General features: G+C 41.5%; 7 protein-coding genes. 5 read left to right on the forward strand and 2 right to left on the reverse strand.

Annotation, left to right across the window (positions count from 1 at the left end; genetic code table 11):
- Positions 1-135: 135 nt before the first annotated feature.
- From D9603_RS16390 to D9603_RS16405, 4 genes are all read left to right on the forward strand, one after another.
- Entirely contained in the window at positions 136-1,650 is a 1,515-nt protein-coding gene (locus tag D9603_RS16390) for a sensor domain-containing diguanylate cyclase (RefSeq protein WP_128732123.1), read from the forward strand.
- A 66-nt stretch (positions 1,651-1,716) separates the two neighbouring features.
- Positions 1,717-2,283 carry an elongation factor P hydroxylase gene (locus D9603_RS16395; protein WP_128732124.1) on the forward strand — a complete coding sequence of 189 codons (567 nt, stop codon included), beginning with the start codon at positions 1,717-1,719 and terminating at the stop codon, positions 2,281-2,283.
- Positions 2,273-3,394, forward strand: coding sequence for an ATP-NAD kinase family protein (locus D9603_RS16400; RefSeq protein WP_128732125.1), 1,122 nt, complete (start codon positions 2,273-2,275; stop codon positions 3,392-3,394). The genes D9603_RS16395 and D9603_RS16400 overlap by 11 nt, the downstream gene beginning before the upstream one ends.
- A 13-nt stretch (positions 3,395-3,407) precedes the next feature.
- Positions 3,408-3,683: a YfcL family protein gene (locus D9603_RS16405; protein WP_125252800.1), complete on the forward strand. Its 276-nt coding sequence runs from the start codon at positions 3,408-3,410 to the stop codon at positions 3,681-3,683.
- 269 nt (positions 3,684-3,952) lie between these two features.
- Here D9603_RS16405 and D9603_RS16410 read toward each other — a convergent pair whose 3' ends face one another.
- Both D9603_RS16410 and D9603_RS16415 read right to left on the reverse strand, forming a co-directional pair.
- Positions 3,953-5,185: a divalent metal cation transporter gene (locus tag D9603_RS16410; RefSeq protein WP_128732126.1), complete on the reverse strand. Its 1,233-nt coding sequence runs from the start codon at positions 5,183-5,185 to the stop codon at positions 3,953-3,955.
- Positions 5,186-5,355: 170 nt separating this feature from the next.
- A complete protein-coding gene (locus tag D9603_RS16415) occupies positions 5,356-6,207 on the reverse strand; it encodes an HDOD domain-containing protein (RefSeq protein WP_128732128.1) in 852 nt (283 codons plus the stop codon).
- A 184-nt stretch (positions 6,208-6,391) separates the two neighbouring features.
- On the opposite strand from D9603_RS16415, the gene D9603_RS16420 reads away from it, so the two are divergent.
- Positions 6,392-7,948 carry an AbgT family transporter gene (locus tag D9603_RS16420; protein ID WP_128732127.1) on the forward strand — a complete coding sequence of 519 codons (1,557 nt, stop codon included), beginning with the start codon at positions 6,392-6,394 and terminating at the stop codon, positions 7,946-7,948.
- Positions 7,949-8,210 lie beyond the last annotated feature (262 nt).

Here is an 8,210-nt window from a genome sequence, read left to right on the forward strand (position 1 = left end):
ACGCCTTCAAATTGAGCAAGAATTAAGGCAATTGATATTACATATTATAGGTCATATCAACTGGTAACAGCATGAATAGCTTAAAGATAAATTGTCGAGTTACCGTTAACCTCTACGCTGGTGGTGGTAACACGGATGAATAGGCGTATTTTCTTACAAATAATCGCGCTTTCTATATTTACAGTGCTTATTAGTGGGAGTTTGGTTTATTGGTCTGCTTTACTTAATCAGTCAATTTCTTCTTTTCATCAATCGTGGCAGTCTGACTCTGAAGTATCAATAAAACGTGCAGCCTTGCTCGCGGAGCTTGAGCGCAGCTTTGGCTATAATGGTTTTATTCATCATTTTAAAAATTACATTTTACGTCAACAAAATGTGTACTATGACACGGCCTTATTAGAGGTAGAATCGACAAATAACGCAATTGTTAAGCTTCGGGGTTTGGGCTTAACTGAGCAAGAAGACGCTGCATTGGATGCAATACAGTCAACCTTAGATAACTACACGCACATGCTAGCGGTTGCAAAATCGACTACTACGAGTAGCAATATCACACCAACGATGATGGATAGCTTTGTTAAAGTCGACGATAAAGATGCTGAAGCAGCATTTAATTTTTTGCGCAACTCGATAAGCGCTCAGTTTTCACTCGCAAAACAGCAGCAGGCTACAATGTTTTCTCAAACACAGGCATTGACGAGCTACGGTACGTTATTATTTATCCCAATTATGCTGCTATTTGCATGCTTAAACATAGCCACATTCATCTACATTTTGAAACTATTAAAAGAAAAGCGCCGCCTCTTTAATGCAACGCCAGATGCGATTTTGTATTTTGACAAGCACAATAAGCTTAAGGATGTTAATCAAGCATGTACCAAGTTGTTTGGATACAATCATCATGAGTTGTTGGACATGAGAGTGGATGATTTAATACCGCAACATCGCTTTGCCGAGGAGGAGTGCGACCAAAGAGGAGCCGGTGATTCACAGTTGAAAGGGAAAAAAGTGTTAGCGCTTCATCAGTCAGGTAGTAAGCTTCCTGTAGACGTTGCGATTTCTACTGTGTCTGGCTCGAAAGGCGAAGTCTGCATTGCAGTCATACGAGACTTACGGCAAGAGCAAGAGCTGAGGTCACGTGCAGAACTTGACTTTTTGACTAAAGTAAAAAATCGCAGGAAAATAGAAGTGGTCCTGCGAGAAGAAGTACAAAGGGCCATCCGTTACCATCGTTCGCTGTCTCTTTTAGTTGTCGACATAGACTGCTTCAAGCAGCTCAATGACAGTGCAGGACACCGAGATGGGGATACAGCACTTAAAGAAGTTGGGCAGTTTTTAACTGAACAGGCAAGGCCGAGCGATCATATCGGTCGGTGGGGGGGAGATGAATTTGTCATTATTTGTCCCGAAACCGCGCCAGACGCAGCGCTGAATTTTGCCAATAGACTCGTCCATGATTTCCCTCGTTTTAGCAGCTATGGACTAACGTTTAGTATTGGTGTCGCTGGCTATGAGTTAATTGGTGAAAGCTTTAATCATCAACGCTGTTTTGAAGAGGCGGATATAGCCTTGTATGATTCGAAGAACTGCGGTAGAAATCAAGCAACTTTATATATCGCTCCTTGTAGCTCGTTAGATAAAAAGGCTTGATGCCTTTTACATTGTTCCTCAAAAACCTTACAATTTGCGCCCTGTTTGAATTTGTGGCGGATGTTGATGCATAAAATAGAAGACCTCATTGCCGTTTTTAATGGGCTATTCTTAGCACCTCTCAACACAGAGCTTGTCGCTGGGCTCGAAGAACCAATATACCTTCCCGCGAGTGAGGCATATCCGCATCACCGAATCATATTTGCCCATGGCTTTTATGCCAGCGCTCTACATGAAATTGCACATTGGTTAGTAGCAGGTAAGGCGCGCCGCGAGTTGGAAGACTATGGTTACTGGTATTGTCCTGATGGTCGCGATGAGACGAAACAAAGAGAGTTTGAGCACGTTGAAGTAAAACCACAAGCGATAGAGTGGGCATTGAGTGCTGCGGCAAATTTTTCTTTTAATGTCTCAGTAGATAACCTCAGTGGTGCGCAAACATGTCGATTCAATTTTCAAAAACGTGTTCATCAACAACTCATTAGTTTATTAGATATCGGTTTCAATGAGAGAGCAACATGCCTGCTTGAAGCCTTGAGTCAGTTTTACAATACACCTTGGCCGTTAAATAAAAGCCAATTTAATTGGAATATTCCATCTGATTTAAGTGTGGGGATAGAAAATGAAATTTAAACTGGGACTGATTGTTAATCCGCTCGCAGGGCTTGGTGGTAGTGTTGGTTTAAAAGGCAGCGATGGGGAGGATACCGCTCAAAAAGCATTTGCTTTAGGCGCAGAGCCCCGCGCCAACCAAAGAGCTACAGCAGCGCTTAGTCAACTTGTCTCACATCGAGAAAATATAGAGGTTTTTACTGCTAATGGTGAAATGGGTGAGCGTATTGCCAAAGAACTCGGTTTTAACACTCAAGTGGTATATCAGACCCCAAGTGCGCAGACCAGAGCTGAACATACAGAATTCGCAGCACAACTTTTGCAGCAACAAGGTGTGGATCTACTTTTATTTGCGGGTGGTGATGGTACAGCTCGTAATATTTGCCATGCAGTAGGTGATACTTGTCCCGTACTTGGGATCCCCGCAGGATGTAAAATTCATAGTGGTGTGTATGCCATCACGCCCAAAGCTGCAGGTCGAGTGGTTGAGCTTTTGGTCACAGGAGAGCTGGTATCTATTGGTGAAGCTGATGTAATGGATATAGATGAGGCTGCCTTTCGAGCCGGTACCGTAAGAGCCAAACGGTATGGAGAAATGCAAGTACCCACTGAACTTAGATATGTACAAGCAGTAAAAAATGGCGGCAAAGAAAGCAACGAGTTGGTATTGGCTGATATAGCCGCTTATGTTGTTTCTGAAATGGATGAAGATGAAACCTATATCATGGGATCTGGTTCTACCGTTGCTGCCGTGATGGAAGAGATGGGGCTTGAGAATACCTTACTTGGTGTAGATGTAGTGAAAGATCAAGCGCTGGTTGCACAAGATCAAACAGCACAGCAATTACTTGCATTGGCTGATGATAAAACCAAACTGGTGATCACCCTAATTGGTGGTCAAGGGCATATTTTCGGCCGCGGTAACCAGCAATTAAGCCCAGAACTGATTAAGAGAGTGGGAAAAGATAATATTATTGTTATCGCTACTAAATCAAAACTGAAAGCGCTCAATGGTCGCCCGCTTATCGCTGACACAGGAGATGAGCAACTTGATGAATCTCTCACTGGATTTATTAAGGTGATCACGGGATTTAACGACCATGTCATGTATGCCATTGGTCATCAGGAATAACCTAGGAACACAAATGTTATTAGTAGAGTATGTAGAAAAAGCACAGCAATTTTTTGATGATCTTGTAGATAGAGCAAGTGATGACGAGTTATTTGCTGGTGGTTACTTACGGGGCCACTTCGACTTGGCTGTGGGATATGCACAGGTAGAAGAAGCTGACCTCACCGTAGAAGAGCTAAACGCTCAGGTTGAGAGCAGCTTGGTCAAAGCGTATCGAAACGGTGAACTTAATGATGATGACAAGGCGCATGTCGTTACTATTTGGGAACAGGTGCAAAATCTAAAGTAAGCGGACTTAATTATACCAATTAGCCTTAATACTTGTTCAATTTGAAGGCGTAAATCTGATGCTAACTGCGTTAAAGGTTTTTATTTAGAACAACTAAATAGCAAATTTTTTGCCTTGCCTACACGGATGTAGGTACCTTGGCGATAGCAGGACGCGATAGTAGGACGCGGTAGCAGGACGCGGTAGCGGAGTTATCGCCAAGATTTTCTCGCCTCAAAATAGACCACTTAATTAAGCAAATTGGTATTAATTAAAATAGTTGGTATAAATCAATTTGCAAGCCTCCAAAATATAAATAGCAGTGCAAAACCAATCAAATAAATAAGCCCAAGCTTTGTTAATACCTTGACTACAACAGATTGACGACTGAATATTTCACCTTTGACCAATCCCAAATTCATCCAAGCAAATACTGGGGTAGTAACAAACGCTGAGCTCATTGCAAACATCAACATATTTTTTAAATCAGCTTTAAAAAATAGCACGACTAACATTGCTAGTAGCGCCTGAAGTAGCAAAATGCCTAAGTAATATTTTTTCGTTTTGCTGGGTCGCAGTAGCTGTAACGATTCACTCAGTACTCTTGAATAACCATCTAAAACGGTAATAGTGGTACCAAACATACATAAAAAAGCAACGCCAGCGATAAGCCATCTTGCCCACTCTCCTATCGTATTTGCATACATATCAATTAGTTGCTTGGAAAAAGCAACACCTGCAAGCTCTACTGGGTTGTTTTGTCCATACTGCATTAACATGCCAAGTAAACAGAACACGACAGCTAATCCTAAGGTAACGAAATAGCCGACCTTAAAATCTAACATGATCTGTTGGTGGGAAAGCGTTTGCTTGGATATTTTCGTTTTCAGCCAAGATGAGTTTATTGCTGATATTTCAATAGGTGCTGGCATCCAGCCCATTAAGGCAACTAAAAAGCCAAGCAGTGCAAGGTCATAAGGTGATATTGGCGCCTGTGGTGGTGGATGTGCTGCGCCATTTATCATGGCGATAATGAGTGCACTCACGGTGGATAGCGTTAAAATTATCATTACCCACTTACTGGTTATATCTAAAATTTTATAATGGCCTAGCAATAAAATAGCCAAGCAAGTGGTAAGTAATAAGAAGCTTAGTGATTCAATACCAATAGTAAAAGGAAGTGAGTAGCTAAGCAGGCTTGCAGTTAAGAGCAAAACACCAGCCGTATTTACAATAGCTGCAAAAATATTGAGTAGTACGAATATTTTAAAACCAAAACGATAGTTATTGTAATAGCCCTCCACCACTGTATGGCCAGTTTGACTAGTGTATTCAACCGCATACTTGAAAAAAGGGTACTTAAGTAAGTTAACGACAACGATGAGCCAAATTAGCTGTGTACCAAACAGCGCGCCGGCTTGTGTTGAAGAAACCAAGTGTGAGCCACCGATAGCGGCGGTAGCCATCAAAATGCCAGGGCCAAAAACTGCAAACCTTTCCTTTAGCGAGCGCATTGCGATCAATGTTATTTCCTTTGTTTGTATTGTTATTATTGTAAGCCTGCACGCAGTCTACGAAGTTTTACATATTGCCGCAATATAGATGAAAACGAATTTTACATTGGACGGCAAATTAAATTTTGGTACTTAAGTGTGCCCAAAAGTGGATTTTTAACAATACCGCATGCGTAATCTCATTGCCCCTCTAAAAAGTAGTCTTCTAAATCCTCTTTGATGTCTTGATAATCGTCTTCGTCTAGGTTGAGTGCTTTCAGTACATCGCTTTTCATCAAGTGCCAGTCAGGCGATGCGACAAAACGTTTATTGATGTGAACGAAGTTTTCAGCCATTTTTAGCGCAGCAAATGCCAATTGTTGTTCTTCATTTTTACACTGGGGTAAAAATTCGGGGTCGTGATGACATAAAATCATCTGACAAATATCTTTTGGTAGATTCCAAGAAGTTGCCAGAAAGTAACCTACAACTGCATGATTTGTTTGATACTTTTGCTCTTCATGTGCTACTAGGATCTTATCATAATCTTTGTTAGCTGCGACTAAAGTTTCCATATAATCAGGATAATTTACTGCCATGGCCGCAATCCCGGCATCATGAAACAAACCGAGTAAATGCAGATTTTCAATAGGTACACGTGCTTTTATTTTATTACCAATCACCATAATACTGTCGGCAATATCGGATGCGTTATCCCAAAACCGCTCAAGACTAATACAGCACTTGCTTTGTTCAAAGGATTGCTTGAGTAAAAAGCTAGTGACTAGAGTTGTGATAGCACTAAGTCCTAAAAAGACAACGGCTTGCTTGACGTCTGTAACGGTTCTAGATAGGCCATACAGTGGAGAGTTAATAATCTTTAACACCGCAGCTGATGCGCCTACGTCATGGGCTATGATAGTTGCGACGTCATTGAGATCTGGATTTGAGTCTGATAACGCATTTTGTAGCTCGGTTATTAGGCTTGGTTTTGGCGGTAAACTGAAGCCATGCTTTACGTCGGATAACACGGTGTCATCTAAATCAATCATCATTAAATCCTTCATTTTGGATATCTAAAAGCATAGCGTATTTTCTTTTTTGGACACGAAGTGGTAAGAAAAAATCTCAATCCGACTACTAAATCAGCAAAGTGTCCCAATGTTCTGAACGTATACTTGCCTATCATGTAAATATTAAGTTATGGTTAAGCAATTTTTTTCTCAGGGCAACGGTATGCACGAATCACAACAAGCGAATTCGCAAAACTCTGCGATCACCCGTTTTTTAAATGGGATCGAGCGGGTCGGAAATAAACTTCCTGATCCTGCCATTATCTTTCTATCAGCAATGTTGCTGATCTGGCTTCTTTCTTGGCTATTCTCAGGTGTGGAGTTTAGCGCCATTGATCCTAGAACTAATGAAGCAATAGTAGTACACAATCTATTAGACCCCGGTGCGCTTGCCGGGTTTATGGCAACGATGGTAAAGACCTTTACTGGATTTGCACCTTTGGGCGTTGTTTTAGTTGCAATGTTGGGTGTGGGTGTCGCCGAACACTCAGGTTATATCAATACTGGGCTTAAGATTATGCTTAAGCGCACACCACAGATATTGTTAACACCGTCAATTATCCTGATTGCAATTGTTAGCCACACCGCTACCGATGCGGGATATGTACTCGTTATTCCGCTCGCGGGCGTGATTTTTTATGCGATGGGTAGGCATCCACTGGCAGGTATTGCGGCAGCGTTTGCCGGTGTGAGTGGTGGCTTTAGTGCCAACTTCATTCCATCTGGTATTGACCCGTTATTGCAGAGCTTTACACAAAGTGCTGCACAAATTATTGATCCTGAAATTGCAATAAACCCTCTTAATAACTGGTTTTTCACGTCTGCATCTAGCTTGTTTATCATTTTATTGGGCTGGTATATCACAGACAAAATTATTGAACCGAGATTAAAAAACACAGCAATCGATGGTGACACCGATAGCCTACCTTCATTTGATGAGATCACGAGCAAAGAGAAAAAGGGATTTGTAATTGCATCTCTAGTTATGCTTGCTGGCATCGCTCTACTGGTTTATGCGTCAACTGGTGAAGATTCAGCACTGCGCAGCCCATCAGGTGCGCTAACGGACTTTAGTGCTCCATTGATGCAATCAATCGTGCCGCTAATTTTCTTATTGTTTTGGATCCCCGGAGCGGTATATGGGTTCGTAGTTGGGACATTTAAAAGCTCCAAAGACATGATTGACGCCATGACAAAAGCGATGAATAGCATGTCTTATTACATCGTAATGGCATTCTTCTGTGCGCTCTTTATTAGTGCTTTTAGCCACTCTAATTTAGGTGCATTGCTTGCTATTGAGGGAGCACAAGTGTTAAAGGCAATGGCATTGCCTAGTTATGTCACTGTTATTGGCATTATTTTCTTGACTGCATTTGTGAATTTGTTTGTTGGCTCAAGCTCAGCCAAGTGGGCGCTACTAGGACCTATTTTTGTTCCTATGTTGATGCAGTTGGGGATCTCTCCAGATCTAACACAAGCTGCGTATAGAGTAGGGGATTCAGGCTCAAATATTATCACTCCGCTTATGCCGTACTTTCCATTAGTCGTGGTTTACTGCCAAAAGTATGTTAAATCAACGGGTATTGGTACATTGATAGCAATGATGCTGCCATATTCAATCGCATTTTTGATTGGATGGAGTATTTTCTTATTAATATACTGGACTTTAGGTATACCTCTAGGATTACAGGCAAGCTATATTTACCCATCTGGTATGTAACACCTTTGAATAGAAAGTTAAATCAAGTGTAGTCAGCTTGGGTTTAATTTTTAATCATACAGAGTGGAACCATAAGATAAGCGTTGCTAATACAGCGCTTATCTTTTAATTTGAGTATCAGGTATAAGGACTAGAATTCAGTCGAGCTATTTGTCTGATAAGACAGCCAAAACCGGTCAGTTATAGCAATTTCCTTAATTAAGTGGTCTATTTTGAGGCGAGAAAATCTTGTCGATAACCCCGCTACCGCGTCCTGCAATCG

This window comes from Pseudoalteromonas sp. PS5, assembly GCF_004103255.1.
GTDB lineage: Bacteria > Pseudomonadota > Gammaproteobacteria > Enterobacterales > Alteromonadaceae > Pseudoalteromonas > Pseudoalteromonas peptidolytica.

Coding starts and splice junctions, on each gene's coding strand:
- D9603_RS16415 (WP_128732128.1), bottom strand. CDS start 6,207: ATGATTGATTTAGATGACACCGTGTTATCCGACGTAAAGCATGGCTTC.
- D9603_RS16395 (WP_128732124.1), top strand. CDS start 1,717: ATGCATAAAATAGAAGACCTCATTGCCGTTTTTAATGGGCTATTCTTA.
- D9603_RS16390 (WP_128732123.1), top strand. CDS start 136: ATGAATAGGCGTATTTTCTTACAAATAATCGCGCTTTCTATATTTACA.
- D9603_RS16405 (WP_125252800.1), top strand. CDS start 3,408: ATGTTATTAGTAGAGTATGTAGAAAAAGCACAGCAATTTTTTGATGAT.
- D9603_RS16400 (WP_128732125.1), top strand. CDS start 2,273: ATGAAATTTAAACTGGGACTGATTGTTAATCCGCTCGCAGGGCTTGGT.
- D9603_RS16420 (WP_128732127.1), top strand. CDS start 6,392: ATGCACGAATCACAACAAGCGAATTCGCAAAACTCTGCGATCACCCGT.